Genomic DNA, 26,483 nt, shown 5'->3' on the forward strand with positions numbered 1-26,483 from the left:
CCTTTAGGGTGAAGGAGTGTTGACGAGCTGATGGCTGATTATTACGACCTGCTAGGGGTCAGCAAAGATGCTGATGGCGATACCCTGAAGCGGGCTTATCGCCGTTTGGCACGTCAGTATCACCCAGATATCAATAAGGATCCTGGTGCAGAGGATCGTTTCAAGGAGATCGGTCGTGCTTATGAGGTGCTTAGCGATCCTCAGACTCGTGGCCGTTATGACCAATTTGGCGAGGCTGGGCTTGGGGGTGCAGGGGGGATGCCCGATGTGGGCGATATGGGTGGCTTTGCCGATCTCTTTGAGACCTTTTTTAGTGGTTTTGGTGGGGCTGGTGGATCTGGTGGTGGTCGTCCACGACGACGGGGACCGCAGCAAGGAGATGATCTTCGCTACGACTTGAAGATTGACTTTGAGCAAGCTGTTTTCGGCCAGGAACGAGAAATCAAAATTCCCCATCTTGAAACCTGCGACACCTGTAACGGCACTGGCGCCAAGGTGGGTAGTGGACCAACGACCTGTTCCACTTGTGGTGGTGTTGGTCAGGTTCGACGAGCGACCAGAACACCTTTCGGGAGCTTCACTCAGGTGGCGGAATGTCCCAGTTGTGAAGGTACTGGACAGGTGATTGCAGATCCTTGCTCTGCATGTGCTGGACAGGGTGTACGTCAGGTTCGCAAGAAATTGCGCATCAATATTCCCGCTGGGGTTGATACCGGAACTCGTCTGAGAGTTGCCGGTGAGGGAAATGCTGGTTTGCGGGGTGGACCTTCTGGAGACCTTTACGTATTTTTGACGGTGAAATCCCATCCCCAATTGCGACGTGATGGGATCACGGTGCTTTCAGAAGTCAACGTGAGTTATCTCCAGGCAATCCTTGGCGACATCATTGAGGTTGATACGGTTGATGGCAACACCAGTCTTGAGATTCCTGCTGGAACTCAGCCCAATGCTGTACTCACCCTTGAAAACAAGGGTATTCCCAAACTAGGCAACCCAGTAGCAAGAGGTAATCAGCTTATTTCTATCAATGTGAAGTTGCCCATTCGTCTTTCTGATGAGGAGCGGGGCTTGCTTGAAGATCTTGCTGGCCATCATTCCGCTAAAGGTAGGCAGCATCACCATCACAACAGTGGTTTGTTTGCTCGTTTGTTTGGCCAGAAAGGATGACCGCCCAGCTTGTTCCTGATCAGCAGATTGATTTGCGCGGTACTCCTTGCCCAATCAATTTTATTCGCTGTCGCTTGGCTCTTGAGGGTCTTAAGGACAAGGAACGTCTACAGGTGGATCTTGATCGTGGGGAACCTGAGGCGATGGTGGTTCCAGGGTTAGTAGAGGCAGGTCATCGCGTTGAGATTATTGCTCAGGAAAACACTTGGCTGAGGTTGATGGTGACCTGTGGCGGAGGCTGAGGCGCCGCGGCTTGCAGGGATGGTGGTGGCCTTACAAGCAAATTTTCTCGAGGTAGAACTCGAGACTTTTAATCCATCTTCATTGGTGAGCTGGACACGATCAACGGATGATGAACCATTGCGTTTGCTTTGTACTCGTCGAACGCGCCTGGACCATCGCGGGGCTGCCGTGCATGTGGGGGATCGAGTTTGGGTGGAAGCAATCGATTGGCAGGAGCGTCGAGCTGTGGTTGGTGATGTGGAACCTAGGCAGAGTTGGATCAACCGCCCGCCAGTCGCCAACGTTACGGCTGTTGTAGTTGCCTTGGCAGTCAAGCAGCCTTGCTTTGACGCTGACCAAGCGAGTCGTTTTCTACTGTCTGCTGAGCAGACTGGTGTTGATGTTCACCTCATCCTCACCAAACGGGATCTGATCACTTCGGATCAGCTCGAGCAGCAGCTCGTGCGGCTAAGGGGTTGGGGGTATCGGCCTATGGCGGTTTCTGTGCAGACCGGAGAGGGGTTGTGTGCCCTAAAAAACAAACTCAGCAGTACACAACTTGCTGTCTTTTGTGGTCCTTCAGGTGTGGGTAAGACCAGTTTGCTCAATCAGCTCTTGCCCCAGCTATCCCTGCGCGTAGGCGCTGTTTCTGGCCGGTTGAAACGTGGCAGGCATACCACTCGTCATGTTGAACTCTTTCGACTGTGCGAAGGATCTCTTGTTGCTGATACACCAGGGTTTAATCGACCTGAACTTCCTGCTGATCCGCGCAAGCTTGCGGTGTTGTTCCCTGAACTTGATGGACAGATTGAAGATTATCCCTGCAGATTTAGGGACTGTTTCCATCGTGATGAGCCCGGTTGTGGGGTCGACAAAAGTTGGGAACGATATCCAATCTATAAGCGTTTTTTGGAGGAGATGGAGTGCCTCAGTCGCTCATCCCGGGGAGGTTCAGGTTCAGGCCTCCTGTAAGTTCTTCCATTTGCTCTTTCATGGTGGTGGTGGAGTGCTCATAGGCGGATTGAAGAGCGGCCAAGATCGCGGTTTCGCTGGCATCTTGTCCTTCGGCAAGCAGTGAGGGTTCAAGGTGCACACGCAGTGGTTGCTGGTTGCCAGATAGCCAGATACTTGCTCTGCCGTCTGGGCTGCTGCCCTCAATTTCCATGGCATCTAGCTCTTCCTGCAGTTTTTGGGCGTTTTCTTGGATTTGTTGGGCCTTGCGGAAGGCTTCGGTGAGTTGGCCGAAATTGGGAAGTCCGAACCCTGCCATTGCGTTGCTGGAGGAATGGGCAGATTAAGCGGTCGCTTCGAAACCAAGTCGTTTCACTTCAGGATGAAGCATCACTCCATGGGCCATCTGTACCCGTTGCTGAATGAGGGTGATCATTTTATTGATGTCGGCAGCCGTGGCTCCACCAATATTGACGATGAAGTTGGCGTGAATAGGGGAGACTTCAGCTCCTCCAATGCGGTGACCTTTCAAACCCAGCGCTTCGATTAGACGACCAGCTTTGAGGGGTTCTGGGTTGCGAAAGACACTTCCGCAACTAGGCAATTGATAAGGCTGGGTCGTCGTGCGATGAGTGAGGTTTTGCTGTGTGATTTGATTGAGCTCCTTGTGATCATGCCCGGGGTCTAGGCGGAATCTGGCTGAGAGCACGACGAGTGTTTTTTCTTGCAAGAGACTTTGTCGGTAGGCGTAGTCAAGCTCTTGGCGGCTCAGTTCAAAAGGGCCCTCGCCATTGAGGTCGAGGACTTGTACAGATTCCAGCCAGTCGGCTGTGCAGCCGCCCTGGGCTCCAGCATTCATGACGGCTGCACCACCAACTGTTCCAGGAATCCCAACGGCCCATTCCAGGCCATGTAGGCCAGCCTTTGCGGCGCGTTTGGAAAGGTTGGGGATTGGTTCACCGGCCAAGGCTTCGACAATGCCAGTCTTTGGATCTAGGTCGCTCCCTTGGAGTTTGCGCATGCAAAGGCTCAGGCCCGGCAAGCCAGCGTCGTTGATTAGTAGGTTTGATCCTGCTCCGATGACTCGACAGGGCATCTTTTGTTCATAAGCCCAAGCAATCAGTGTTTGTAATTCCTCCACGCTGCTGGGTGATGCAAACCATTCCGCAGGTCCTCCGACGCGCCAGCTCGTGAAGTTGGCAAGAGAAACCAGTGGTTGGGGCTTGATCCCCTTCACTAGGGTCAGGCTGCCAGGGAGGGTGGGCATCTCTTTGCGTTGTCAAGATGTGTCAGTTGTCTCCATAGATTGTTGATATTGCCTGCACCCATGGCGAGGACTAGGTCACCTTTGAGGCTGTGTTTTTGCACCAATAGGGTTAGCTGATTAAAGTTTTCAGCTACGGCGACTGGCAGGTTGGGGTGTTGGATTCTGATCGCTTTAGCCAGGCTCTCACTCGTTGCTCCCTGAATAGGGTGCTCTCCTGCGCTGTAAACGGGTGCTAGCAGAACAGCATCCGCTTCACCGAGTGCCCTTGCGAAGTCGTAGAGAAATTCGTTTGTACGGCTGTATCGATGAGGCTGGAACACGGCCAAAATGCGTTTGGGTGGGTTCGGTAATTGGCTACGACCACTAGTTACTATCAAGCGCGCCATTGTGAGTGTGGCTCTGACTTCGCTTGGATGGTGGGCGTAATCATCAACGATTTGGCGACCCTCCCAAGTGCCTCGGAAGTCGAAACGGCGCCCAGGAGGCTGCAGGTCAGCAAGACCTTGTTGCACGTCCTCAAAGGACAGTCCTTCGAGTCTGCAGGCTGCGATGGCTGCCATAGCGTTGCTGAGGTTGTGAAGTCCGGGCATTGGCAGTGTGATTTGCCCCATCGGTTTGCCCTGCTCGTAAATGTCCGCAATTGTTTGATCGCCATTGAGGCAAATTGGTAAAGCTGCAAAATCAACACCTGCTGAGGTTTTGACTGACCACCAAGCTGTGGCATCGAAATGCTCCTTGAGGATTGGGCAGTCGAAGTTGGCGAGCAGTCGTCGGCAACCTTGGCCGAACCGCTTCATGGTGTTGATCAGTTCATCAAGATTGGCGTAGTGGTCGGTGTGATCTAACTCCAAGTTGGTGATCACGCCGAGCGTTGCCTGAAACTTGACGAGAGATCCATCAGATTCATCAGCTTCTGCTACTAGCAGTCGTCCTTTGCCCGCATGGCCATTGCTGTCGTAGTAAGGCACGACACCACCAATCACAGCTGTTGGGTCTTGATCGGTTGTGGCCAGCAGTGTGGTGAGCAGGGTGCTGGTGGTGGTTTTGCCATGGCTTCCAGCTACTGCAATAGATGGTTGTGCCTGAATCAAGGCAGCAAGGAGGTCTGAGCGATGCCAAATTTTCAATTGAGACAGCTTGGCTGCCTTGAGCTCAGGATTGCTCTTGGGAATGGCTGTGCTGATCACAACCAAAGGAAGGAGATCTACGTTGCTACAAATGGCATCGATATTTGCGGCGCTTTGATCGCGGAAGACCCTTACTCCTTGAGCTCTCAGGTGCTCAACGGTAGTGTTTTCTCGTGAGTCGGAGCCGGAGACGATATGACCTCGATTTACCAGAATTAGAGCTAGTGCAGACATGCCGATGCCGCCAACACCTATGAAGTGGATGGGTTGCTGGCGGTTGAGCGTGCTGGTCAATGGCCAAAACCATAGGCTCAAAAGATAAGCCAGTCTTGGGCTAAAAGCCCGTCATTCTTATGTTTTGGAGAGGTCCGGCCGGGGTTGACCTTGTGCCAGGTATGGGCCGCCTCCTCATCCGGAACAGCGGAAAGTGCAACCTATTTCTGTATGATCGGCGGCCACTTCCCTTGCGGTTTCCCCGTTTTTGTTATGACTCTGCGTGTTGCGATCAATGGATTCGGCCGAATCGGTCGCAACTTCATGCGTTGTTGGCTAAGTCGTGGTGCGAACACGGGTATTGATGTGGTTGGCATCAATGTCACTTCTGACCCTAAGACCAATGCTCATCTGCTTAAGTACGATTCAATTCTTGGACAGATCAAGGATGCGGAGATCGGTTATACCGATGACACTTTTGTTATCAACGGCAAAACCATTAAGTGTTTTTCAGATCGCAACCCCTTGAATCTTCCTTGGAAGGAGTGGGGTATCGATCTTGTGATCGAGTCCACCGGGGTTTTCAATACTGATGTGGGGGCTAGTAAACACATCGAGGCTGGTGCGAAGAAAGTGATCCTCACGGCTCCAGGTAAAGGAGATGGTGTTGGCACATATGTCGTGGGCGTCAATGCTGATCAGTACCGTCACGGTGATTTCAATGTTCTCAGTAATGCCAGCTGCACAACCAATTGCCTGGCACCAATCGTGAAGGTGCTTGATCAGACCTTTGGGATCAATAAGGGCCTGATGACGACTATTCATAGCTACACCGGTGATCAGCGGATCCTCGATAACAGCCATCGTGATCTTCGCCGTGCTCGTGCGGCAGCCATGAATATTGTTCCGACCTCAACTGGCGCTGCCAAGGCTGTGGCTTTGGTTTATCCACAGATGAAGGGCAAGCTCACGGGGATTGCCATGCGTGTACCAACCCCAAACGTTTCAGCGGTCGATCTAGTTTTTGAGTCTGGTCGTTCCACGACTGCTGAAGAAGTGAATGCTGCACTCAAATCGGCTTCTCAGGGTGGCATGAAGGGAATCATTAAATATGGTGATCTTCCTTTGGTTTCTAGTGACTACGCCGGTACTAATGAATCCACCATCGTTGACGAGGATCTCACGATGACTATTGGCGACAATTTGGTGAAAGTTGTTGCTTGGTATGACAACGAGTGGGGTTATAGCCAGAGGGTTGTCGATCTCGCTGAGATTGTGGCCAAGAATTGGAAGTGATCTTTCAGAGGATTACTACTTTCTGAGCTTCTAGCTTCTTTTTGAGTTATAAACCCCTCCTATTAGCGAGGGGTTTGTTCTCTTTCTTTATTGGAAATGTTTGAAGCTTGAGAAGTTGCTCACTTCTCCTTTGCCATGCGCCCATTCCACCCGAGGTGGGCCTTGTTCCATGACACCAATGACTTGGCTTGATGGAAGAACTTGCAGCCAAGCGGTGGCCCATTTCGGTGGCAGGCTGAGAATAAGTTCAAAGTCTTCTCCGCCGTTTAGGCACCAGCTATCCCAGTGTTGGCCTAGTGGCCAGTCAGGGTCTTTGGGTAGGCCTGTTGGATCAAGAATCGCCCGGCAACCGCTGCTTCTGCAAAGGCCTTGAACCGCTGCCAGAAGTCCGTCACTACTGTCGGTGCCCCCAGCTCGCCATGGAAGTTCAGCAGGCTTACAGGTTTGAAGAGCGTGGAGTGCCTTCAGGCATGGTTGAGGGTGTTGATGAGCTTCTATCGCTTTTTGTTTGAGTTTGTCTGGCAGCAGGGCTGCTTCTATCAGTGGATCTGAGCGAAGTATGGCCAGGCCAAGACGGCTGAGGCCATGGGGACCACTGACGACAAGAGAATCTCCAGGTTGGGCTTGGGAGCGGTGCAACCGTACTGGCCCGAGAGTGCCCAGGGCGGTGATTGCGAGTAGTCGTTGATCCCCTCGGGAACAGTCGCCGCCCAGCAAGGTCCCCCCAAACTGTTTCAATGCGGCTTCTATGCCTAAATAAACCTTCTCTACCCAGTCCCAGGGGGTCTCTGGAGGGACTACAAGTCCGACAGTGATACCCAGAATCTGATCAACGCCACTGGCTGCTAGGTCGGACAGGTTGGCGGTTACGCAACGCCAACCAACATCTTTTGGAGTCGTGGTGTCTTCGCTGAAGTGAATGCCTTCCACCATGACATCGGTGTTAATGAGGAGTTCTCCGTCATTGATGTGGACTTGCGCTGTGTCGTCGTCAAGTTGGCCAGCAGGAGCAAAGCGGGCTAGTCGATTCAGTAGTTCGTTTTCACCAAGTTGGGCTAGGGTTTCGCCCATACACAAGTCCTCAGGCGTGGGGCTTCAGCCGATCAGCTCCATCGACAACTTTGATGGATAAGATTTGATCACCAATTTCGAGTTTTTTAAGTAACTCGGTACCTTCAACGACATAGCCAAAGGCTGCATTGCGGCCATCCACCAAGTTGAGACCAGCTGGAGTTAATTCTGCATCATAGAGAAATAGAAAGAACTGGGAGGAACCGTCGTCTATAGCCTGGTCGGAATGGGCCCATCCGAGTGTGCCAAGGGCGGCGAATGGAAGGACTGGTGTGGCTTTGTAAAGACCGATGTCTTCAAAGGTTTGGTTGTAAAAAGGAGTTGGTTCCTCTGGAATACGGATTTCCAGAGGCACTTGACGCTCTTTCTTGGTTGTTGGGTCGATGTATCCGCTTTCAGGTCCTGTGGGGTCACCGCTTTGTAGTACGTAATTGTCTTCAGCGCGTGTGAATGGCAATCCGTCATAAAAGCCTTTGAGAGCTAGGTCTACGAAGGCGCCGGCTGTTAGAGGGGCGTTGTAGCCATCAATGACAGCAGTGATGTTCCCTTTTGTGGTTTTGATCGATACAGTTGCTCTTCCAAGAAGCCGCGGTAGTGAGTTGAATTCCTCAGGGATGGTGTAAGGAAAATCATTCACCAATAGCGCTTCTAGATCACCGATCTGCTTGAGACTTTCGCGACGTAGGTCGATGAAGCCATCTACGTTTTGATTACTGGCTGCATCCCCCAGGGCCTGGACCGTTTCTCCCAAGGATTCCAAAAGTGCTTCACCCTTTTCTCGAGATGCTTCTGGGATGGCTGCGAGGATGCTCTTTTTGCGGGTTATTACTAGGAACTGACTAGAAGAAGCAGCTTCGTTTAGCGCAACCCAGCGATTGCCCTTTGAAGACCCAACCACTTTGCTAGTGGCCTCAAGGGTGGCTTGCATTTGGCGGAGATCTTTTTGTTCGATTGGTAGGGCATTTCGCAGGATTGCGGCACCATCGGTCACTGCACTTCCAGCTGGCAGAGCAGCCAGAACAGGATCACCCCAATTCAGCAAAAGTACTGCGAGCACTGTGATCAGGCTGGTCAGTAGAGGAGTATTTGGCATGTGGAACTCTTCTTGTGCTGGGACTTTGGCACAGCCGTATGATCCATCTGATCCGTTCAGCGGGAATGATCTCAAGTAACGACTTCCGCACTGGCACCTCGATTGAATTAGACGGTTCTGTTTGGCGTGTAGTCGAGTTTTTGCATGTGAAACCGGGTAAGGGTTCAGCATTTGTGCGTACCAAGTTGAAGGCGGTGCAGAGCGGCAACGTGGTGGAAAAAACCTTTAGGGCTGGGGAGATGCTTCCGCAGGCTTTGCTTGAGAAGTCGACTCTTCAACACACTTATATGGAGTCCGGTGACTATGTCTTTATGGACATGTCTAGTTATGAGGAAACCAGGCTTACAGCGCAGCAGATTGGTGACAGTCGTAAATACCTCAAGGAAGGGATGGAGGTGAATGTGGTCTCATGGAACGGAAATCCTCTTGAGGTGGAGCTCCCCAATTCTGTGGTGCTTGAAATCACTGAAACTGATCCTGGTGTTAAGGGTGATACCGCTACCGGTGGCACTAAGCCCGCCATCCTTGAGACTGGGGCTCAGGTGATGGTTCCTTTGTTTCTTTCTGTGGGCGAGAAAATTAAAGTCGATACACGTAACGACAGCTACCTCGGTCGCGAGAACTAATGGCTATGCAGCTCGATCATGATCAACTGCACCAGTTGCTTGCAGCCTTGGCGGAAAGCGACATACAGGAATTTCGCCTTGAGGGAGATGATTTTCGTCTAGAGGTCAGGAGGAACATCCCTGCACCAGCAGTGGTGGCTCCGATGATGCCATTGTCTTCGACCGTTGAGATGCCTTCACCGGCTCCAGAACCGAGAGTTGAGATGGTCGGACCTGGGACTCCGCCTCCAGCGGTACCAGGTTCAAGAACTGATTTCCTGGAGGTAACGGCACCGATGGTCGGCACGTTTTATCGTGCTCCTGGCCCTGGGGAATCCCCATTTGTAGAAGTTGGTAGTCGCATCGGTGTCGGTCAGATCGTGTGCATTTTGGAGGCCATGAAGTTGATGAATGAGTTGGAATCTGAAGTCAGTGGCGAGGTAGTTGAAATCCTTGTAGATAACGGCACGCCAGTTGAGTTCGGTCAGGTTTTGATGCGTGTTAAGCCTGGCTGATCAGCGTGATTCCGTGAGCTCCCAGGCGGCTTTTAGGGCGGCCAACATGCTGTCGGGTCTGGCACATCCCTTTCCGGCAATGTCAAAGGCGGTGCCGTGATCAGGTGAGGTACGTAGAAATGGAAGCCCAAGGGTGGTGTTGACGGCCGAGTCGAAAGCCAGCAGCTTCATTGGGATTAGACCCTGATCGTGGTATAAGGCCAGGATGCCGTCTGGGGTTTGGGCGCAAGGGATGCCATGCCAAGCCTTTGCAGCTGAAAGCCAACATGTGTCGGGAGGTAAAGGACCGTCTAGTTGGATCTCAGGGTGCTCCGTTTTCCATCTGTTCAGCATTGGGATCAACCATTTCAGCTCTTCATGGCCCAGTTGGCCTTGCTCGCCAGCGTGGGGATTGAGGCCTGCGACTGCAATGGATGGATCGGTTTTGAATCTTTGGCAGAATGCCTTGAGTACGTTGAGCTTCGCTCTAACCAACTCAGGGGTAAGCACTTGTGGGACTGCTGCTAGCGGGATATGGGTTGTTGCTAGCAGAGTGTTGAACCGCCAGCCGTTATGAGGTGAGATCGCGGTGAAGAGCATGGAGGCTTGATCAGCTCCCACCAGTTCTTTAAGTCGTTCGGTTTGACCGGGATAGTGATGGCCTGCTGCATGCCAGGCCTGCTTGGCAATAGGAGCGGTAACAAGGGCGCGGGCTCGACCCTTCAAGAGGAGTTCTGTTGCCTTTGTCAACCATAGAAAGCTTGCGGCTCCACTCTGTGCTGTGGGGTATCCAGGCTGAAGTGTGCTCTGCAGGGGTAGATCTTTGATATCGAGGTCCTTTGGATTGGCTAGGGGAGAGATTCCTTGAGCTTGTAATTGGGCATAGGTCAGTTCCAGGCTTTTTCGACAGCCAACCAGCTGGGGATGCAGCTTTGATGGCAAGCTTGGTGAAGCGAGGGCCTTTAGGGTGACCTCCATCCCGATGCCAGCGGGATCGCCGATGGCGATAACGATAAGTTGATTAGCGTCAAAGCCTTCAGAAGGCATAGCCATGATGCGCTGGTTGCTGCTTGGTTTGCTGTTGTTTGGTCTTGGTACCGGGTTGCGGAATGGTTGGTTGGTGGTGCATTGGAGTCAGTTTTTGCGCGATGCCGGGTTGACATTTATCGATCCAGAGAAGCCCTTCAATTGGAACGAGTTCATTCTTGGTGGTCCGGATCGGGAACGTTCAACAACTAAGGAAAATTCGTCTGTGAGACCTTGAAACCTTCTGCCAGATAACAGTCTCTAAGGCCGGATTGATAGTTGGGATGCATCAGGGAATAGCCAAGCTCGCGGCATAAGAGCTGATTGCTGACCCTGCGATTCTCTTGCCAGAAGGAGAGTGCCATGGGATTCATCTGTGCAGCGGCAACTGCAAATGGCTCAATTTCGGGTAGGGACTTTCCAAGTAGTTGGGCGGCGAACCCGAGTACGTCTGTATAAGCTGTTGGCATGTCATCGGTGACGTTGATCACGATGGGTCGCTGTCCATCAGCAGCACATTGGATTAGGTGCAGGATGGCGCCTGCGATGTCATCGACATGAATTCTTGAAAACACCTGGTTGGGCTTATGGATCATTCTGCTTTGACCTGTGTTGACGCTTTTAAGCACTGAGCGGCCTGGTCCGTAGATGCCAGGCAGTCGCAGAATCTGCAGGGGTAATCCCGAAGCTTGCCAGGCCTCTTCACAGGCCAATCTTCGTTTGCTCCGTGCTTGTTGAGGCTGAGGATGATCGATTTCTGTGACCCAGTGTCCTTGGCGATCTCCGTAAACCCCTGTGGTGGAGAGATAGCCAACCCATTGCAATGGCAACGCTTTGAGCTGGTCGCCCAAGCATTTCAGGACTGGATCTTTCCCATCGGCTGCTGGCGGTATGCAGCTGAGTAAATGCGTGACTCCTTCTAGAACTTTCGTGGCTGGCAACAGCTTGGTGGCACTATCAAATGCGATGTCTGCGCCTGGGCTGTTGATGTCTCTGCGGCTGCAGATAGCAGTGCTGCCAAGTGCTCTCGTTAGAGCCACTACATGCTGACCGCTGAATCCTCCACCGAGAACCAGCAACTTTGAGCCGGTGGGGAGAGGCGGACTCCGCTTGACAAGCTCTGTGAGCATGAGTACAAATGTATTATATTCTAGGTTTGGTCATGGCGAGCTCCTATTTGCGCGCTTCCGCGATTTCAGTGTCCATGCTGCCGCGTCGGGCATGTCCAAGGATCGTTCAAGGTCGGCAGATCAGTTCGGCTTTTCATTTTGTCTTGCCTTTGGCTTTTTTGACAGGTGCGATGCTTCTGGCTCCGGAGCAACCTGAGCAGCAGGCTTCTATTTGCCAAAGACATCACCCTGTGGTGGCCTGTCAGGTCTGGTGAGATTGGTTTAGGCCAGCTGGGGCATCAATTCTTCATCTTGGCTGATAACAGGAGCTTCTCTATGGTTGGGTTGGGTCCATTGAAGCAACCTTAAAGCCAGTCTGAGATCGCCATCCATCCAGGCGCGGATGGCCATTGCCCGTCGCGGATCATAGAAACGTTGGCGCCTATACCACTCGAAGGCATGGGCATCTGATTTGTGACCGTTACAGGATAGACAGGCTGGAACGCAGTTTTGAGTAATACTTAAGCCACCGCGACTGCGAGGCAAAATATGATCAATTGATTCAGAAGGTTTGCCGCAATAGATACAACTTTGAGCGGTATAGTTGTGAAGGGATTTTCTCCATCTTCGCACACGTAATTTGGGGCAGAGATCTTCGAGGAAAACCGCGTCCCTATTGTGCATCCGAGTTCCTCGGTTTTGTGCAGTGTGCCGCGCATGCTCTTTGAGTCAATGTGTCTAAATATCTATTTTGATTTGCTTTGCGCTGCTTTTTACAGTGGTTGGTTTCGCTCTTGCTAGTAAGGCAATGGGGCGTAAATTAGGTGTTCCTTGAGCAGTGAAGCTCACGCCTAAATCTTCTTCCAGCTGTTATTTGGGTCTGACTGCGGCGGGTTTGGTCAAGGTGGCGTTCCCTTTCGATGCGGTGACTCAGGCTCAGCTTCGCAAAGTGAGGCCTCGTGGAATTTGGCGTGGTACGCGCCAGGGCTGGGAATTTCCTTTGGTTGCGGCTCAACATTTGCAGAGGCAGTTTGGCTCACGTTTTTTGGTGCAGGACGACTTGGCTCAGTGGCTGAGTTGGTTCGAACAGCCTTTGCCACCGATGCCGCCCCATCGCGATCTCGTCAGCGATGCAGACCTTGAGGTTGTTTTGCCAGATGGTCGTAGACCTCTTCCGCATCAGTGCTCTGGAGCCCGTTGGTTGTTGGCGCGGCGCGGTGCAGTCTTGGCTGATGAAATGGGTCTTGGTAAGACTCTTACCTCTCTTTTGGCGGCTCGCGCCATGGTGAGATGTGCTGATGTACGGGTCATGGTGGTGGCGCCGGTGGGTCTTCATGACCACTGGCGCATCGAAGCTGCAAGTCTTGATTTGCCGGTGTGCATCCATAGCTGGGCTCGTCTGCCTAGGGAATTGCCGGCGGCGGGAACGCTTCTGTTGGTGGATGAAGCGCATTTCGGCCAGTCCATCAAGTCAAGACGAACTCAGGCTCTTTTAAGGCTTGCGCGGCATCCGCGTTTAAGGGCTATTTGGTTACTCACCGGGACGCCGATGAAAAATGGTCGTCCTGATCAGCTTTATCCACTGCTGGCTGCCATTGATCATCCTTTGGCTCGAGATCAACGTAAGTTTGAAGAGCGTTTTTGTCAGGGTCACTGGCGAGATCAAGGTGGACAGCAACGCTGGCATTCACGTGGTGCGAGTGATCTCGATGCTCTAGGGAAGCTCACACGGCCATTGGTTCTGCATCGACGCAAGCAGACTTTGCTTGGCTTGCCCCCAAAACGTCGTCAAGAGCATCGGGTTGTCCTTACAGAGTCAGAGTCTCGTGGTTTTGACCATCGTCTAGCTCTTGTCACTGACAACTATCGCCATCGTGTTCAGCAGGGTTTGGTGCGTTCAGATGCGGAATCGCTTGCGGTGCTTACGGCTTTGCGTCAGATTGCAGCGGAGTTCAAGCTGCCAGCAGTGGAGACTGTTGTGGCAGCACTTCTTGCTGAGGGGCAAGCCGTTGTCCTTTTCAGCAGTTTTGTTGGTCCTTTGTTGCTTTTGCAGCAACGCTTAGGGGGTGAGTTGTTAACTGGTCGTCAGCGTCCAGGCCAGCGTCAAGAAGCTGTAAATCGTTTTCAATCAGGGATGAGTTCCCTTTTGTTGGCAACCTATGCAGTAGGCGGGCTTGGTTACACCTTGCATCGCGCTAGGCATGTGGTTTTGCTTGAACGTCACTGGACACCTGGTGATGTGGATCAGGCTGAGGATCGTTGCCATCGATTGGGGATGGATGGTGGACTCACGAGTCACTGGTTCCAACTGGGTTTTGCAGATCAGCTGGTGGATGCTCTGATAGCAAGTAAGGCCGAGCGGATTGAGGTATTGCTTGGTTCTCGTCGTGTTGGACTCAAGCGTCAGCCGTTGTCAGTCATGTTGAGATGTTGCATGCAGGAGTCTTTACGCACGGTTAGTTCGTGACGCACCATCGGATCAGCTGACTCGCCTTGTTGATTCAGAAGCTTTAAGCCTTTGGATACATCTTCACAAGCCAAATTGGTTTGGCCAAGCAGGGTGTAGATCAGTGACCGGTCGTTGAGTGGTTCAGGGTCGTTTTGATGTTGGCTCACGACGCTATTGCAGCGCAGTAGGGCTTGGTCGAGTCCTTTGAGGTCAAGATTTTCCAAGCAAGCTTGGGACGAGATATTCGAGTCAGCAGATGGATTGGTTGGTGCTGAGCGACTATTGCAGCTAAGACCGGAAAGCAGCAATCCGCTCAGAAATAGTTTGGCAAGGAAGCGAGGGAATTTAATAGCTGTAGTGCTGCTCATGATCTGTGCTTGAAGGAGTGGTGGTGTTGGTATTGCCAGAGCTATAGGAGTCGATGACAGTCTCATCACTACTTTCTTGATCAGCTACTGACAAAGAGTTTTTGCTATTTCCGAAGAGATCGCCAAGGTATTGACCGCAGTTTGGATAACTGCTGGGTTCATTGACCACTGCTTCAGTAATTAATACAGCAGCATGCTTTGGTGAGGTCTTGAAAAGGCTATTTCCCTGGCGTTTGATTAGGGCATAAGAGGCAGTCCAGCTCACCTCATGGTTATTGCCATTACTACGCATGAAGCAGTAGATCTGGGCTCCTTTGCTTGCGGCATCAGTTGTTGCTGATTGGGCAGCTGTGGCAGAAAGACTGATTCCCACAAGGCCTAGCAGTGTGAGTGAAAGGGCAACTCGATTTCGATTCATCGCTTGCAAGTCAACACAGTATTGATCAACTTATCGATTGAAACTGTCCTGTCCAGGTTTAATCAGGAATCAATTAGTCCTAATGGGGCCAATAGCTTCACCAGAAGGGGTAGTACCAAAAGTACGGTGATTAATCTCACAGCATGCAGGGTGGCCACTGCAGCACCGACGCCGAATTCTGCACCTACCAGACTCATGCCACTGATGCCTCCTGGGGCAGCGCCGAGGAGAGAAACCACAGGGTCAATACCTAGTAATCGACTGCTCCAAAGACCGATCACGATCCCAGTAAGTACAAGGGTCAGAGTGATCAGTAGGGCTGGTTTCCAGAGGCTTTGCAGCTCCCCTAGGGAGCTTTTGGTCAGGCCGGTACCGATCACCGTGCCGATGGCGATTTCAATTGCGGTGCGTGTCCCTGAGGGCCATTCAGCAACATCAAGGCGACCGGTCATGCTCACGAGCCCTGCACCTAAAAGAGCACCTGCAAGGGGTGCTGCTGGAATGCCAGTGCGCAATGTCAGCAGACCCAATGCTGTTCCTGCCATGAGATAAATCAGTAACGTTGCCAGAGAAGGCATGGGATCGATTTGAAACAGTACAGATACTTTGAGTGCAAATGATTCTCCTCACCATCTGCCTAATGACTTGAGCCTTTATTCCTCATGTGTTGTCATCGGGACAAAGTATTTGTTTGTGTCTATGTCCTCGTCAGTTTCTTTTCGAATTACTCGTACTGCAGAAGACCTGGTTCAGACGATCACTGCTTTATCGCAGAGGCTCGTTAAATTGGAGCAGCGTCAGGAGGCTTTGGAGTTTCAGTTGAGACAGCAGAGCGAATCTCAGAGGATTCCCGCAGAGGAAATGGAGATGCTCGATGGGGTTGAGCAGCTTTTAAAAGAGTGCCAGGAACTTCTTGATAGTTCTGATCAAGCTGAGGATCAAGCCCGAGAAGAACCTCAGTCTTGGTCAGGGGAACCAGACACTCTTGCGGCATGAGGGTGGCATCGGGTGCACAATAAAAAGAAAGGCATCCATGGCTTTAACCATTTCTGCCTCTGGCAAAGCTGGGGTTACCAGCTCAGTATTTTCACCGTTAGCGAGATCTTCTATCAGAATTCAGGCCTTCCATGAGGGTGGGCATCAGCTCGAGAAGCTTGAATTTGCATTGGCTGTTGCCGCAACTCGTGGTGACCAGACTCGTGCGTCAGTCTTAAGAGCTCAGATCGAAACTATGGGAGGCAACATTGAGGAGCCAGGAACCTGATTTAGCCCCCTTATATTTTTTATACATATCAATTGGCTGATTTGGGCAACAACATTTGCTGTTTTGATGCTCGATATTGCTTGTACTAGACAATTCGCGTTAAACTTTCAAACAAGGGGTTCAGCTCAGCAGTCTTGACGTCTACTTTTTTGAGAACAACATCGGGCACGAATTCCGCTTCTATTCAACGCGAGGTTTACTTGAAGGCCGCGAGTGGTTTTTTTGACCGAGCTTCTGCACAGGCTGAAGCGGGAGATTTTCAGGCTGCTGGCAGTTTGATTCTTAAGGCATTAGATCAGGAGCGTCGTGCAGGAGTGGTTGGCCCACAAGTTCTTCAATTAATCAAGCCCAGATCCTGAATTTGCATTGAATAATGCTTTGAAGCCTATTCTCAATTAGGCAGGCTTTTTGGTTTGTTAAATATGAAGGAGTATTCTATGAACCTTGATTAATCCTTTGATAAGCGGGTGACCGGATTCGAACCGGCGACGTTCAGCTTGGGAAGCTGACATTCTACCACTGAATTACACCCGCATTTGATCAGTTTAGATCAGCTTTAGTTCGTTTTGTTGGCGAGCACTGTTATCTAAGAATTGCTGCTGCTGCTGCCAGGCCATCTCCCATGTTGCCTTTATGCAAGCCAAGAGATTGCAAGGTGGATTCGATGGCAGCTATGGCAGTGAGGATATCTCTATCACATACGAATCCAAGATGGCCGATACGGAAGACCTTCCCTTTTAGATGATCCTGTCCACCTGCTAGCAGGATGTCGAATTTCTCTTTGACAGTTTTGCGCAGTTGCTCTGCATCAATTCCCTCAGGTGCGACTGCGGTGATCGCTGGGCTGCCGTGTCCTTCAGCTGCATACAGGGGCAGGCAGATGGCCTTCATGCCGGCCTGAGCGGCTGCGCGATGGCGAGCATGACGTTCAAAGATGGCTTCCAGTCCTTCTGACTGCATCATTCCCAGCGCAGATTCCAGTGCGAAGTAGAGATTCACAGCAGGGGTGAATGGATTGCTGTCTTGAGCGGCAGTTTTTCGGTATGGCCCCAGATCGAGATAAAACTTCGGTAGATCCGATTGTTGATGTGCTTGCCAGGCTCGTTCACTCATGGCCACGAAGCTGAGACCTGGAGGCATCATGTATCCCTTTTGGGAACCGGAGGCAACCACATCTAGACCCCAAGAATCCATGGGGACATTGCAGGCCCCAAGGCTTGTAACGCAATCAGCGATGGCTAGTGCTTTGCCGTGGGTGCGGACATATTTGCTGATGGTTTCAAGGTCGTTAATGACCCCGGTTGAGGTTTCCGAGTGGGTGAGAATTACGGCTTTGATTGTTTTGCCGTTATCTGCTTCCAGTGCTTTTTTGAAGGCTTCTGGGTCTAACGGTTGTCCCCAGTCTGCTTTTATCACTTGTACGTCCAGGCCGTAAGCCTTAGCCAGCTTTACCCAGCGCTGTCCAAACTTGCCGTTGTCGCCGCAGAGGACCTTGTCGCCGTAGCTGAGGGTATTGATGATTCCTGCTTCCATCGCAGCGGTGCCGCTTCCAGTGATAACTAGAACATCTGCTTTGGTCTGATGCAGCCAGCGCAGCTGCTCGGTGGTATGTCTAACGACGGCTTGAAACTCTCCACTGCGATGGCCGATGGGGTGTCGACCCATGGCTTTGAGTACTGTTTCGGGAACCGGTGTAGGACCCGGGATCATCAGGGTGAGTTTGTCCTGCACGGCCTAAGGCTTAGTAATGAACCATCCTAAAAAATACCTAAGCAAGGGTTTTTTATCGATCACGCCGATGCTGATTCAAGGGGGTTGACGCTCCCGGTTTGGGTCGCGGCTGCGGCCCGAGCTGCTACCGAAGCTTTGCTTGGCAGGCCTTTCAGTGCTTCTCAGTTGCTTGAATTGCCTGATCGCGACGAACCTTTTGCTGTGCCAGTCACCTCGGCAGCGGTTTTGGCTGGAGGTGAACAGGCTTTGGCAATCAGCCATTGCGATCCAGGTTCAGGTCTGGATCTCACAAGAGGTTTGGAGATTTGGGTGTGTGTTCAGTGGCAGGAGTTGGTTGATGATGATGAGTTGAATGTTCATTCAGAAGCCTGGCTGAATCTCGTGGCAGGCAAGGGTGTTGGCACGCTGGGGTCCGGTGGAGAGGCGTGTGTGTCTCGATTTGCACGCGAGCTTTTGAGTCGTAATTTGTACCCCCTGGTGCCTTCGGGTCGAGGGCTGCAGTTGGAAGTTGTGTTGCCTAGGGGTAGAGATTTGGCAGCACGTACCAGTAATGCAGCTTTTGGGGTTGTGGATGGCTTGGCCTTGATTGGTACCCAGGCGGATGTGCAGGTCAGCGCCTCTCCTGATCAGTTGCAGCAGACCATTGAGCAACTACGTCGGCAAAGTGCCGCTTCAGATTTTTTTGGAGCAATGACTTTGGTGATTGGTGAGAATGGTCTTGATCTAGCTCGACAGTTGGGGTTGGCTGCCCAGCCGCTCCTCAAGATTGGCAATTGGTTGGGGCCTGTCATCGTGGCCGCGGCAGAGGCTGGGGTGGAGCAATTGTTGTTGTTGGGGTATCACGGCAAGTTGGTGAAGTTGGCAGGGGGGATTTTTCATACTCATCACCATCTGGCAGATGGTCGTTTGGAGGTGCTTGCGGCCATGGCTGTGCGTGAAGGATTGCCGTTGGATCTGATCCGGCAACTTGGCCAGGCTGATTCCATGGAGGCAGCATTGAAGATGCTGGAAGCTCAAGATCCAGAGCTGGTACGCAAGCTTTGGTATCGGCTGGCGGCAACAGTGGAGCAGCGCAGTGCTGCCTACCTTGCTCGTTATGGCTCATGGTCGATAGCTATTGGGGCAGCTCTTTTCGATCGTCAGCGACGGTTGCGCTGGGCTGGTCCCCAAGGGTCTCAACAGTTGGCTGTCTTGGGAGTGACCCCTGAGGATTCACCGATAAGCCTTTCTCTACCCTGAACGTTCTGTTGGTTGACTCCAGAGGAGCTTTTTCGCTGATATGTCCAATTCCCAGTCTGAAGGTAAGCGCCAGCCGGCAATCGTCATTCTCGATTTTGGCTCTCAGTATTCAGAGCTGATTGCCCGTCGGGTGCGAGAAACAGAGGTCTACTCATTGGTGATGAGCTATTGCACTTCAGCGGATGAGCTTCGCCAGCTTGCCCCGAAGGGCATCATTTTGAGTGGCGGACCTAGCTCTGTGTATGCCGAGAGAGCGCCGCTTTGTGATCCGAACATTTGGGATTTGGGTATTCCTGTGCTTGGTGTCTGTTACGGCATGCAGTTAATGGTGCAGCAGCTGGGTGGTCGGGTGGAGGCTGCTATTGGCAAGGCTGAATACGGTAAGGCTCCCTTGCAGGTCGAGGACCCTAGGGACCTTCTCACCAATGTTGAAAGTGGCTCCACGATGTGGATGAGCCATGGTGATGTGGTGAGGGATTTGCCTGAGGGGTTTGTGCGGCTTGCTCACACAGCCAATACTCCTGATGCGGCGGTTGCTGATCATAATCGTCAGTTTTATGGCGTTCAGTTTCACCCTGAGGTGGTGCATTCAAGCCATGGAATTGCTCTGATTCGAAACTTCGTTTACCACATTTGTGGTTGTGAGCCGAATTGGACGACCACTGCATTTATTGAAGAAGCGATTGCTCAGTTGCAGGCTCAAGTGGGTCAGAAAAGGGTCTTGCTTGCTTTGTCTGGAGGAGTTGATTCCTCAACCTTGGCTTTTCTATTAAAAAAGGCTATTGGAGATCAGCTCACGTGCATGTTTATTGATCAGGGTTTTATGCGTAAAGGTGAGCCTGAATTCTTGATGGATTTCTTTGATCAAAAGTTCCATATCAATGTTGAATACATTAATGCTCGCCAACGTTTTATTTCTAAGCTTAAGGGGATAGTTGATCCTGAGGAAAAGCGCAAGATCATCGGCACGGAATTCATCAGGGTGTTTGAGGAGGAAAGCAATCGTCTAGGTCCCTTTGATTATCTTGCGCAGGGCACTCTTTATCCGGATGTGATCGAGAGTTCTGGCACCAACATCGATCCGAAAACCGGAGAGCGGGTGGCCGTGAAGATCAAGAGCCATCACAATGTGGGCGGTCTTCCCAAAGATTTGCAGTTCAAATTGGTGGAGCCGCTGAGGCGATTGTTTAAGGATGAAGTGCGGAAGGTAGGCCGTGCTTTGGGGCTGCCTGAGGAGATTGTCCGCCGCCATCCTTTTCCTGGGCCAGGTCTGGCGATTCGTATCCTTGATGAAGTTACCGATGAAAAGCTTAATTGCTTACGCGATGCTGACTTAATCGTGCGAGAGGAAATCCGTGAGGCGGGTTTATATCACGAGATTTGGCAGGCTTTTGCAGTATTACTACCGGTGCGCTCTGTCGGGGTAATGGGTGATAAACGCACCTATGCCTGGCCGATTGTGCTGCGATGTGTCTCCAGTGAGGACGGCATGACAGCGGATTGGTCGCGTTTACCTCATGAACTTTTGGAGCGTATCTCCAATCGAATTGTCAATGAAGTGAGAGGTGTAAACAGGGTTGTGCTTGACATCACCAGTAAGCCTCCTGGAACGATTGAGTGGGAATAGTTTAAGTATTAAATTTTTTTCTTCACTCTAAATTGCGGCTTCACGTTTTATTGGAGGTGATGCAGAGTTGCACATTCTGGTGTCAGTTTTAAGAACTCTGCGATTTTAGTTGGATTGAGAATGTTATTTATCTTGGCCTTTGATAAGCTTGCACTTCTCTTGTCAATTGTTGTTTGAATCAGTTTGTTTCATGCTGCTAATGATCAACTTTGACTTTCGCTTATTTGGCAATCATTGCCGATGTGTTGATGGTGACAAACATTAGATGATCTTTCTAGCGTCGAATCTTGTTCGCCAACCCTCTCTGCTCTGACTTGGCTGCATGAGCTCAAGTCATCTTCGAGAATGCTCTGCATCACTCAATCTTGGTGATTCGTACCCTTGAAGTGAAAGTCGACTCTGTTGAGGTGATCAGGGACTGGTGAAGCTCAGAATGACTCGATAACCTGGGCCACTGGCCTAGAGACTTTTGACCGTCGCCCACCAGCAAGACATACAGCTAGATCGCCGTTTGCAACAGGACAGCATTCAGTTTGCGGGTAAGACCGTTTATATCAACCCTTTCCTGTATTGGCGACGGTTTGACAGCAACACCGATCGTTGGTTAAGGGAGCCCGGTCAGTTGGGTGAAGACCAGATCAGCCTCAATCGTGGTCGCTTTTACCCTGAGCTTGATTGGGCCCTGTTGGATGAGAGCCAAAAGGATATCAAGGATGCTGCTGTTGAGATGTTCCTTAAAAGTTTGGAGCTGATCGGCACTTTTCACCCTGAACTTACAGCTGGCCAGTTGCTTGAGGTCGAGCGCAAGATGGCGGTCACCAAGAAGCAGTCTTTTGAGCGCTGGGTCGAGAAGTCGTTTCGTAGGCGTTTCAAACAAGAGTGTCGTGAGCGCAAGCGCTTTGCTCGTGAGCGTTTTTTGCGGTCTTGGAGGGAATGGTTCAGCTTGGAGACAACGCATCATGCTGTGGGACCAATGGTGGCGTTATTGGTTTTGGCAGGTTTTGGGGGCTGGTCGATGGGAATGTCTCAAACGTCTTGCCCAACACTTTTGATCCCTTCCGAGCAAACTGTTGTTAGGTAGACCTTTGAGGCTTGCATGGCCGACGATTCGTTCGACAGCCTTCGCCTTTCCCTGATGCAGGATGCTCTTCCTGTTGGCTTGGCGATGGTTGATCGGGTTCGTCGTGGTGGAGCGAGAAAAATGGTGGAAGCTTTTACGGGCTCAAGTGATCCCCTCCAGGAGCTGCGTGTTGAAGGAGAAGCTGCTGCTCGATCCGTACGTGATCGATTAGATCAGGTCAGCCCAGGGCTGGGGAATCCTGTGATGGCAGTGAATGTGGCCGTTGATGATGTCGTTGTGAATTCCCCAGACCCTCAGGATCAGCAGATTTTGCTGGAGGTGCTGGCCAGGATTGAGGGACGGCTTGATGCTCTTCAGCTTCACCTGCAGAAAGATGTTGGTGAAAAATCGCCAACATCAGGCGTGGAACAAAGCTGACGTTGATGAGCGGATCGCGGCCTTTGGGACGTGCCAATCAGCGGCACAGTGGTTTAGGCCAGCAGCCCAAGGTCTTGCTTGCTCTGGTGCTTTTGTTTAGTGGTGCGATGGTGGCGCGGTTGACCTGGTTACAGCTGTTGGAAGGGGCCCGATACCGAGAGTTGGCAGATGAAAATCGGATTCGCTTGGTACCCCGCTCACCGATTCGTGGTCGGCTGCTCGATCGTCAAGGCCGTGTACTTGCCTCAAGCAAGCTCAGTTACAACCTTTATTTGCAGCCTCGACTCGTTAGTGATGTTAATTGGCCTGGGCTTCGTGACAGTCTTTCTCAGTTGCTCAATCTTCCTAAGCAGGATTTAGATCAGCGCAGGCGACAGGGGGTTGGCATGGATGGCTATCGCATCACTTTGGCAACTGATTTGAAACCTGAGCAGGTGCTGCGTTTTCGAGAGCAGGCTCGCAGTTTTGAAGCGGCCCAGGTCGATGTGGATGTACTCCGTCACTACCCGCACGGCACTTTGGCGGCTCATGTCTTGGGTTATACCCAGCCAATTACTGAAAAGGAGTTTCAAACTCTCGCTGATCAGGGTTATGAGATTAGAGATCGCATTGGCCGAATTGGAGTAGAGGCGGCCTATGAATCTCATTTACGAGGGAAGTGGGGTGGTCAGATGCTTGAAGTCAACGCTATGGGAGAGGTGCAGCGCAGTCTTGGTGACAAGCCTTCACAGGCGGGTAAAGACCTCCTCCTCACACTGGACCTTGATTTGCAGTTGGCTGCTGAAAAGGCTCTTGAAGATAAGCCTGGCGGTGCAGTTGTAGCACTCGACCCTCGTAACGGTGCTATTCGCGCCATGGCTAGTCGCCCTGTCTTTGATCCCAATTTTTTCTCAAAACTGGTCACCACGCAGAAGGAGTACGACAAGCTTTTTGCTTCGTCGAGCAAGCCATTGCTCAGTCGGGCCATGAATGCCTATGACCCTGGGAGTACTTGGAAACCTGTTACAAGTATGGCGGGCATGGAGAGTGGCAAGTTTCTGCCTGATGTGCGTTTAAAGACGGCGGCATGCATCACTTATGGGGGGCATTGTTTCCCTGACCACAACGGTGTCGGATTTGGCACGATCGGTTATGAGGATGCGCTGCGCTTTTCCAGCAATACCTTCTTTTATCAGGTGGGTGTGGGTGTGGGTTCTAAGGCGCTTTATGAAGCCGCGATCAAGCTTGGTTTCGATGCCCGCACTGGGATTGAGATTGGCTATGAGGAGAGTAAGGGCTTGGTGGGCCATCAGGCCTGGGCGGCTAAAGGTCGGGGTTGGGCTGAAGCTGGAACAACTCCTTGGATTCTCGAGGACATGGCCAGCGCCTCGATTGGTCAATCTGTGGTTCAGATCACTCCTTTGCAACTTGCTCGCGCTTATGCAGTATTTGCCAATGGGGGGTTTTTGGTCACTCCTCATCTGGCAGATGGTGCGATCGACTGGACTTCATCACTGCGACGCATCAAGGTCGATATCAAGCCATCCACATTGGCGACGATTCGGCGTGGTTTGCGCAAGGTTGTGCAGGATGGGACTGGTTCAGGTCTCAATTTGCCCAACTTTCCGCAAGTGGCTGGCAAGACGGGCACTGCCGAGGACAGTACCGGTGGCTCTGATCACGCATGGTTTGCATGTTTTGCGCCATATCAGTCAGCAGAAATCGTCGTTGTTGCTTTTGCCCAGAACACTCCTGGTGGCGGTTCGGTCCATGCGTTGCCTATGGCACGGCAGGTGCTTCAGGCTTGGAATCGCACACGCTCTAGTTGAACTCACTGACTGACTCTAAGAACACACTGATGTTTGGTCTTAGGCGGCCAGGTTGAGGGGTTGGCCGAGGATTGTTCTGTAGTAGCTCCGTAGTTGTTGCGTGGCACTGGCCCATCCCCAGCGTTCGGCTTCTTGACGGGCTGCTTTGCGCAGACTTTGACGCTCGAGATCGTTGCCGAGCAGTCGTCGGGTTGCATTGATCAGGCTGGTGGACCCTCCATCCACTCCATCCGGCTCGTAGAGACAGCCGTTGACTCCGTCGGTAATGATGTCTGGAATTCCGCCACGATTGGCTCCTACTACAGGACAACCTGCTGCCATTGCTTCCAGTAAAACGAGCCCAAGGGTTTCGGTGCTTGAGGGGAATAGAAAGGCATCCCCGCTTGCATATGCACTGGCTAGTTCTTCCCCTTCGAGATAGCCCACAAATGTTGTAGCAGTGCCTTCAAATGTTTTTTCCAGTTGCTGGCGGTGAGGTCCATCGCCTACTAGGGCCAATCGTGCCTCGGGTATGCGATCGAGAACAGGTTTGATGCGTTCGATTTGCTTTTCGGCGGAGAGCCGCCCTACGTAGAGAAGCAGGGCACCTTGATCGTCGTTTGTGTTCAAAAGGCGTAAGCGCATGGTTTCGTTGCGCAGTTCCGGTCGAAAGAGTTCGGTATCCACGCCGCGTTGCCACAGGGCGGTGTTTTGGATCCCTTTCTCGCTCAATTCAGACACCATTGCTGTTGAGGTGCAGAGATTGAGTATTGCTTGATTGTGGGCTGCCTTGAGAAGTTCCCAGAGCAAGGGTTCCAGCATGCCCATGCCGTAATGCTCTAGGTATTTCGGGAGGTGGGTGTGGTAGCTAGCGATTAGAGGGATTCCGCTGGTTTTGGCTAGCCAAATTCCCCCAAGGCCTAGTACAGCCGGATTGACAACGTGTACGAGATCAGGGTTGAAGGTTTCTAGAGCTTCGGCAACGGCTGGTCTGGGCAGGGCAAGCTTCAGTTCCGGATAGAGCGGCAGTGGCATGGCTGGCACTCCTATCAATTCGGCTCCCATGTATTCGCTAGGACAGCCTTCCGGGCAGAACACCATCACCTCATCACCGGCTTCAACCAGGTGCTCCACCGTTTTGGTGAGTCGTGTCACGATTCCATCCACTTTTGGGAGGAAGGTCTCTGTGAAAAAGGCGATCTTCACTGGTTCAGCGGGTGGTGTGGGCAGGCTGTTTAGGAGGGGTTCTTGATGGCCTCCGCCTGGGTCGAAGTCCAGGCCGATACACATGGGATACGACTGCGGTCGCAGCGGTCTGCCCAGCGTTTTGCCACATCGACTACTTCAGCAAGTAGGCCATCGTCGAGGGTGGTTGGTTTGAGTCCAAGTTCGATGAAGCAGCGGTTATCCACAATCAGATCATTCTCCACTGCTTCGTTGCGTGGGTTTGGAAGATGGTTTAGTTCGGCGCCGGTTAGGGCAGCTACCTTCTTGGCAAGTTCACCCACTTGGTGGCTCTCGGTCATTTGGTTGAAAATCTTGACTCGTTCGCCTTTAGCCGGTGGGTTTTCAAGAGCCAGTTGTACGCACTTCACAGAATCGCAGATGTGGATGAAGGCACGGGTTTGACCTCCTGTTCCATGGACAGTGAGCGGATAACCGATTGCTGCCTGCATCAGGAAGCGGTTGAGAACTGTGCCGTAGTCACCGTCGTAATCAAAGCGGTTGGTTAGTCGTGGATCCCTAGCGGTTGCTTCAGTGTTGGTACCCCAGACGATGCCTTGGTGAAGGTCGGTGATCCTGATTTGGTCATTCTTGTTGTAGTAGAGGAAAAGCAGTTGATCGAGCGTCTTGGTCATGTGATAGACGCTTCCAGGGCTGGCTGGGTGAAGAATTTCTTCCTCGAAACGGCTGCCATCAGGCTGGGGCACTTCCACTTTGAGGTATCCCTCAGGAATGGTGGCTCCGCGGTGCGAGCCGTAGCCGTAGACCCCCATCGTTCCCAGGTGCACGATATGGATGTCTAGGCCGCTTTCAACGATGGCGGCGAGCAGATTGTGAGTGCCGTTGACGTTGTTATCGACGGTATAGCGCTTGGTGGAGCTGCTCTTCATCGAGTAGGGAGCTGCACGCTGCTCGGCAAAGTGAACCACCGCATCGGGTCGTTCAGTTTTGAGCATTGTCACCAATCGGTCGTACTGATGGGCGATGTCTAGGTGCTCAAAACGAATTGGCTTGCCTCCGATTTCTCGCCAGGCTCTAAGGCGGTCACCAATGCTGGTGATTGGTGTGAGTGACTCGACTTCAAGATCGATATCGATCTTGCGGCGGCTGAGATTGTCGACGATCAATACGTCGTGACCCCTATCAGCAAGGTTCACTGCACAAGGCCATCCGCAGAAGCCGTCGCCGCCGAGAACGAAAACTTTCAACTCAAACTCCTGCAGGAACGAGCAATTCG

Annotated in this window: 31 protein-coding genes and 1 tRNA gene; 17 read left to right on the forward strand and 15 right to left on the reverse strand. The window is 52.0% G+C overall.

The annotated features are described in order from the left end of the window. The first annotated feature begins 30 nt into the window (after positions 1-30). Genes dnaJ through rsgA form a run of 3 tightly spaced genes read left to right on the forward strand, consistent with a single transcriptional unit; the run spans position 31 to position 2,361 of the window. Positions 31-1,167 carry a molecular chaperone DnaJ gene (gene dnaJ / locus SIB66_RS03595; protein ID WP_063406039.1) on the forward strand — a complete coding sequence of 379 codons (1,137 nt, stop codon included), beginning with the start codon at positions 31-33 and terminating at the stop codon, positions 1,165-1,167. Beyond that, positions 1,164-1,409 carry a sulfurtransferase TusA family protein gene (locus SIB66_RS03600; protein ID WP_011129402.1) on the forward strand — a complete coding sequence of 82 codons (246 nt, stop codon included), beginning with the start codon at positions 1,164-1,166 and terminating at the stop codon, positions 1,407-1,409. The genes dnaJ and SIB66_RS03600 overlap by 4 nt, the downstream gene beginning before the upstream one ends. Next, a complete protein-coding gene (gene rsgA / locus SIB66_RS03605; protein WP_063406038.1) occupies positions 1,396-2,361 on the forward strand; it encodes a ribosome small subunit-dependent GTPase A in 966 nt (321 codons plus the stop codon). The genes SIB66_RS03600 and rsgA overlap by 14 nt, the downstream gene beginning before the upstream one ends. On the opposite strand, the gene SIB66_RS03610 is transcribed toward rsgA, so the two are convergent. The 3 genes from SIB66_RS03610 to murC are packed head-to-tail and all read right to left on the reverse strand — an operon-like array spanning position 2,318 to position 5,049. Next, positions 2,318-2,659: a YbaB/EbfC family nucleoid-associated protein gene (locus tag SIB66_RS03610; RefSeq protein WP_063406037.1), complete on the reverse strand. Its 342-nt coding sequence runs from the start codon at positions 2,657-2,659 to the stop codon at positions 2,318-2,320. The genes rsgA and SIB66_RS03610 overlap by 44 nt on opposite strands. Before the next feature lie 24 nt (positions 2,660-2,683). Continuing rightward, positions 2,684-3,607, reverse strand: coding sequence for a UDP-N-acetylmuramate dehydrogenase (gene murB / locus SIB66_RS03615; protein ID WP_063406036.1), 924 nt, complete (start codon positions 3,605-3,607; stop codon positions 2,684-2,686). Then, a complete protein-coding gene (murC, locus tag SIB66_RS03620) occupies positions 3,583-5,049 on the reverse strand; it encodes a UDP-N-acetylmuramate--L-alanine ligase (RefSeq protein WP_063421783.1) in 1,467 nt (488 codons plus the stop codon). The genes murB and murC overlap by 25 nt, the downstream gene beginning before the upstream one ends. Positions 5,050-5,220: 171 nt before the next feature. Here murC and gap point away from each other — a divergent pair, with 171 nt between their 5' ends. Further along, on the forward strand, positions 5,221-6,243 hold the full coding sequence (gene gap, locus SIB66_RS03625) for a type I glyceraldehyde-3-phosphate dehydrogenase (protein ID WP_041384819.1): 1,023 nt from the start codon (positions 5,221-5,223) through the stop codon (positions 6,241-6,243). An 87-nt stretch (positions 6,244-6,330) separates the two neighbouring features. Here gap and thiL read toward each other — a convergent pair whose 3' ends face one another. Further along, positions 6,331-7,314, reverse strand: coding sequence for a thiamine-phosphate kinase (gene thiL / locus SIB66_RS03630; protein ID WP_063406034.1), 984 nt, complete (start codon positions 7,312-7,314; stop codon positions 6,331-6,333). Between the two features lie 10 nt (positions 7,315-7,324). Beyond that, positions 7,325-8,407 (reverse strand): peptidylprolyl isomerase, encoded by a 1,083-nt coding sequence (locus tag SIB66_RS03635; RefSeq protein WP_063421780.1) that lies wholly within the window; start codon positions 8,405-8,407, stop codon positions 7,325-7,327. 65 nt (positions 8,408-8,472) lie between these two features. Here SIB66_RS03635 and efp point away from each other — a divergent pair, with 65 nt between their 5' ends. Both efp and accB read left to right on the forward strand, forming a co-directional pair. Beyond that, complete coding sequence (gene efp / locus SIB66_RS03640; protein WP_011129410.1) at positions 8,473-9,033, forward strand: elongation factor P; 561 nt, start codon at positions 8,473-8,475, stop codon at positions 9,031-9,033. Continuing rightward, entirely contained in the window at positions 9,033-9,527 is a 495-nt protein-coding gene (gene accB, locus SIB66_RS03645) for an acetyl-CoA carboxylase biotin carboxyl carrier protein (protein WP_074164567.1), read from the forward strand. Before efp ends, accB begins: the two co-directional genes overlap by 1 nt. Here the strand turns inward: accB and pdxA are convergent, their stop codons facing one another. Beyond that, positions 9,528-10,559 carry a 4-hydroxythreonine-4-phosphate dehydrogenase PdxA gene (gene pdxA / locus SIB66_RS03650; RefSeq protein ID WP_063406032.1) on the reverse strand — a complete coding sequence of 344 codons (1,032 nt, stop codon included), beginning with the start codon at positions 10,557-10,559 and terminating at the stop codon, positions 9,528-9,530. Here pdxA and SIB66_RS03655 point away from each other — a divergent pair. Next, positions 10,558-10,770 (forward strand): hypothetical protein, encoded by a 213-nt coding sequence (locus SIB66_RS03655; RefSeq protein ID WP_041384227.1) that lies wholly within the window; start codon positions 10,558-10,560, stop codon positions 10,768-10,770. The two genes, pdxA and SIB66_RS03655, sit on opposite strands and share 2 nt — an antisense overlap. Here the strand turns inward: SIB66_RS03655 and SIB66_RS03660 are convergent. Further along, entirely contained in the window at positions 10,742-11,662 is a 921-nt protein-coding gene (locus SIB66_RS03660) for an SDR family oxidoreductase (protein WP_063406031.1), read from the reverse strand. The genes SIB66_RS03655 and SIB66_RS03660 overlap by 29 nt on opposite strands. Positions 11,663-11,694: 32 nt before the next feature. On the opposite strand from SIB66_RS03660, the gene SIB66_RS03665 reads away from it, so the two are divergent. After that, positions 11,695-11,916: a serine protease inhibitor gene (locus SIB66_RS03665; RefSeq protein ID WP_236070173.1), complete on the forward strand. Its 222-nt coding sequence runs from the start codon at positions 11,695-11,697 to the stop codon at positions 11,914-11,916. A 7-nt stretch (positions 11,917-11,923) separates the two neighbouring features. On the opposite strand, the gene SIB66_RS03670 is transcribed toward SIB66_RS03665, so the two are convergent. After that, positions 11,924-12,325, reverse strand: a complete 402-nt coding sequence (locus SIB66_RS03670; RefSeq protein WP_063406029.1) for an HNH endonuclease — start codon at positions 12,323-12,325, stop codon at positions 11,924-11,926. Between the two features lie 211 nt (positions 12,326-12,536). On the opposite strand from SIB66_RS03670, the gene SIB66_RS03675 reads away from it, so the two are divergent. Continuing rightward, on the forward strand, positions 12,537-14,108 hold the full coding sequence (locus SIB66_RS03675; protein WP_413681389.1) for an SNF2-related protein: 1,572 nt from the start codon (positions 12,537-12,539) through the stop codon (positions 14,106-14,108). On the opposite strand, the gene SIB66_RS03680 is transcribed toward SIB66_RS03675, so the two are convergent. From SIB66_RS03680 to SIB66_RS03690, 3 genes are all read right to left on the reverse strand, one after another. Continuing rightward, complete coding sequence (locus SIB66_RS03680) at positions 14,045-14,458, reverse strand: hypothetical protein (RefSeq protein ID WP_063406028.1); 414 nt, start codon at positions 14,456-14,458, stop codon at positions 14,045-14,047. The two genes, SIB66_RS03675 and SIB66_RS03680, sit on opposite strands and share 64 nt — an antisense overlap. After that, the gene (locus SIB66_RS03685; protein WP_063406027.1) at positions 14,436-14,876 is read right to left on the reverse strand and encodes a DUF6554 family protein; all 441 of its coding nucleotides are present in this window, start codon (positions 14,874-14,876) and stop codon (positions 14,436-14,438) included. The genes SIB66_RS03680 and SIB66_RS03685 overlap by 23 nt, the downstream gene beginning before the upstream one ends. Before the next feature lie 62 nt (positions 14,877-14,938). Further along, the gene (locus SIB66_RS03690) at positions 14,939-15,454 is read right to left on the reverse strand and encodes an AbrB family transcriptional regulator (RefSeq protein WP_063404309.1); all 516 of its coding nucleotides are present in this window, start codon (positions 15,452-15,454) and stop codon (positions 14,939-14,941) included. Between the two features lie 121 nt (positions 15,455-15,575). Between SIB66_RS03690 and SIB66_RS03695 the strand changes: the two genes are divergently transcribed. The 3 genes from SIB66_RS03695 (at position 15,576) to SIB66_RS03705 (ending at position 16,499) form a co-directional block, all read left to right on the forward strand. Next, complete coding sequence (locus SIB66_RS03695) at positions 15,576-15,872, forward strand: hypothetical protein (protein WP_041374637.1); 297 nt, start codon at positions 15,576-15,578, stop codon at positions 15,870-15,872. 37 nt (positions 15,873-15,909) lie between these two features. Next, positions 15,910-16,140: a hypothetical protein gene (locus SIB66_RS03700; protein WP_063406026.1), complete on the forward strand. Its 231-nt coding sequence runs from the start codon at positions 15,910-15,912 to the stop codon at positions 16,138-16,140. Positions 16,141-16,274: 134 nt separating this feature from the next. Then, positions 16,275-16,499, forward strand: a complete 225-nt coding sequence (locus SIB66_RS03705) for a hypothetical protein (protein ID WP_236070171.1) — start codon at positions 16,275-16,277, stop codon at positions 16,497-16,499. A gap of 103 nt (positions 16,500-16,602) precedes the next feature. Here the strand turns inward: SIB66_RS03705 and SIB66_RS03710 are convergent. Together SIB66_RS03710 and SIB66_RS03715 are read right to left on the reverse strand one after the other, a co-directional pair. Further along, positions 16,603-16,674 (reverse strand) — tRNA-Gly (locus SIB66_RS03710). A 48-nt stretch (positions 16,675-16,722) separates the two neighbouring features. Next, positions 16,723-17,871 (reverse strand): pyridoxal-phosphate-dependent aminotransferase family protein, encoded by a 1,149-nt coding sequence (locus SIB66_RS03715; RefSeq protein ID WP_011129422.1) that lies wholly within the window; start codon positions 17,869-17,871, stop codon positions 16,723-16,725. 84 nt (positions 17,872-17,955) lie between these two features. Between SIB66_RS03715 and cbiD the strand changes: the two genes are divergently transcribed. The 5 genes from cbiD to mrdA all read left to right on the forward strand — a co-directional run bounded on the left by cbiD (position 17,956) and on the right by mrdA (position 24,043). Beyond that, on the forward strand, positions 17,956-19,110 hold the full coding sequence (gene cbiD / locus SIB66_RS03720) for a cobalt-precorrin-5B (C(1))-methyltransferase CbiD (protein WP_063406024.1): 1,155 nt from the start codon (positions 17,956-17,958) through the stop codon (positions 19,108-19,110). Positions 19,111-19,150: 40 nt separating this feature from the next. Continuing rightward, complete coding sequence (gene guaA / locus SIB66_RS03725; protein ID WP_063406023.1) at positions 19,151-20,737, forward strand: glutamine-hydrolyzing GMP synthase; 1,587 nt, start codon at positions 19,151-19,153, stop codon at positions 20,735-20,737. A gap of 469 nt (positions 20,738-21,206) precedes the next feature. Next, positions 21,207-21,818 carry a hypothetical protein gene (locus SIB66_RS03730; protein WP_063406022.1) on the forward strand — a complete coding sequence of 204 codons (612 nt, stop codon included), beginning with the start codon at positions 21,207-21,209 and terminating at the stop codon, positions 21,816-21,818. Between the two features lie 15 nt (positions 21,819-21,833). After that, on the forward strand, positions 21,834-22,235 hold the full coding sequence (locus tag SIB66_RS03735) for a hypothetical protein (protein ID WP_011129426.1): 402 nt from the start codon (positions 21,834-21,836) through the stop codon (positions 22,233-22,235). 5 nt (positions 22,236-22,240) lie between these two features. Beyond that, positions 22,241-24,043, forward strand: a complete 1,803-nt coding sequence (gene mrdA, locus SIB66_RS03740) for a penicillin-binding protein 2 (protein WP_063406052.1) — start codon at positions 22,241-22,243, stop codon at positions 24,041-24,043. A gap of 39 nt (positions 24,044-24,082) precedes the next feature. Here mrdA and SIB66_RS03745 read toward each other — a convergent pair whose 3' ends face one another. Both SIB66_RS03745 and SIB66_RS03750 read right to left on the reverse strand, forming a co-directional pair. Then, positions 24,083-25,228 carry a glycosyltransferase family 4 protein gene (locus SIB66_RS03745; protein ID WP_063406021.1) on the reverse strand — a complete coding sequence of 382 codons (1,146 nt, stop codon included), beginning with the start codon at positions 25,226-25,228 and terminating at the stop codon, positions 24,083-24,085. Between the two features lie 29 nt (positions 25,229-25,257). Beyond that, positions 25,258-26,454, reverse strand: coding sequence for an NAD-dependent epimerase/dehydratase family protein (locus SIB66_RS03750; protein WP_063404297.1), 1,197 nt, complete (start codon positions 26,452-26,454; stop codon positions 25,258-25,260). Positions 26,455-26,483 lie beyond the last annotated feature (29 nt).

The organism is Prochlorococcus sp. MIT 1318, assembly GCF_047304505.1.
GTDB lineage: Bacteria > Cyanobacteriota > Cyanobacteriia > PCC-6307 > Cyanobiaceae > Prochlorococcus > Prochlorococcus marinus_D.

Coding starts and splice junctions, on each gene's coding strand:
- SIB66_RS03695 (WP_041374637.1), top strand. CDS start 15,576: ATGTCCTCGTCAGTTTCTTTTCGAATTACTCGTACTGCAGAAGACCTG.
- thiL (WP_063406034.1), bottom strand. CDS start 7,314: ATGGGCGAAACCCTAGCCCAACTTGGTGAAAACGAACTACTGAATCGA.
- SIB66_RS03600 (WP_011129402.1), top strand. CDS start 1,164: ATGACCGCCCAGCTTGTTCCTGATCAGCAGATTGATTTGCGCGGTACT.
- efp (WP_011129410.1), top strand. CDS start 8,473: ATGATCTCAAGTAACGACTTCCGCACTGGCACCTCGATTGAATTAGAC.
- SIB66_RS03665 (WP_236070173.1), top strand. CDS start 11,695: ATGGCGAGCTCCTATTTGCGCGCTTCCGCGATTTCAGTGTCCATGCTG.
- dnaJ (WP_063406039.1), top strand. CDS start 31: ATGGCTGATTATTACGACCTGCTAGGGGTCAGCAAAGATGCTGATGGC.
- accB (WP_074164567.1), top strand. CDS start 9,033: ATGGCTATGCAGCTCGATCATGATCAACTGCACCAGTTGCTTGCAGCC.
- SIB66_RS03680 (WP_063406028.1), bottom strand. CDS start 14,458: ATGAGCAGCACTACAGCTATTAAATTCCCTCGCTTCCTTGCCAAACTA.
- SIB66_RS03690 (WP_063404309.1), bottom strand. CDS start 15,454: ATGCCTTCTCTGGCAACGTTACTGATTTATCTCATGGCAGGAACAGCA.
- SIB66_RS03670 (WP_063406029.1), bottom strand. CDS start 12,325: ATGCACAATAGGGACGCGGTTTTCCTCGAAGATCTCTGCCCCAAATTA.
- mrdA (WP_063406052.1), top strand. CDS start 22,241: ATGAGCGGATCGCGGCCTTTGGGACGTGCCAATCAGCGGCACAGTGGT.
- SIB66_RS03655 (WP_041384227.1), top strand. CDS start 10,558: ATGATGCGCTGGTTGCTGCTTGGTTTGCTGTTGTTTGGTCTTGGTACC.
- SIB66_RS03700 (WP_063406026.1), top strand. CDS start 15,910: ATGGCTTTAACCATTTCTGCCTCTGGCAAAGCTGGGGTTACCAGCTCA.
- guaA (WP_063406023.1), top strand. CDS start 19,151: ATGTCCAATTCCCAGTCTGAAGGTAAGCGCCAGCCGGCAATCGTCATT.
- SIB66_RS03735 (WP_011129426.1), top strand. CDS start 21,834: ATGGCCGACGATTCGTTCGACAGCCTTCGCCTTTCCCTGATGCAGGAT.
- SIB66_RS03635 (WP_063421780.1), bottom strand. CDS start 8,407: ATGCCAAATACTCCTCTACTGACCAGCCTGATCACAGTGCTCGCAGTA.
- SIB66_RS03685 (WP_063406027.1), bottom strand. CDS start 14,876: ATGAATCGAAATCGAGTTGCCCTTTCACTCACACTGCTAGGCCTTGTG.
- pdxA (WP_063406032.1), bottom strand. CDS start 10,559: ATGGCTATGCCTTCTGAAGGCTTTGACGCTAATCAACTTATCGTTATC.
- SIB66_RS03610 (WP_063406037.1), bottom strand. CDS start 2,659: ATGGCAGGGTTCGGACTTCCCAATTTCGGCCAACTCACCGAAGCCTTC.
- SIB66_RS03660 (WP_063406031.1), bottom strand. CDS start 11,662: ATGCTCACAGAGCTTGTCAAGCGGAGTCCGCCTCTCCCCACCGGCTCA.
- gap (WP_041384819.1), top strand. CDS start 5,221: ATGACTCTGCGTGTTGCGATCAATGGATTCGGCCGAATCGGTCGCAAC.
- murB (WP_063406036.1), bottom strand. CDS start 3,607: ATGCCCACCCTCCCTGGCAGCCTGACCCTAGTGAAGGGGATCAAGCCC.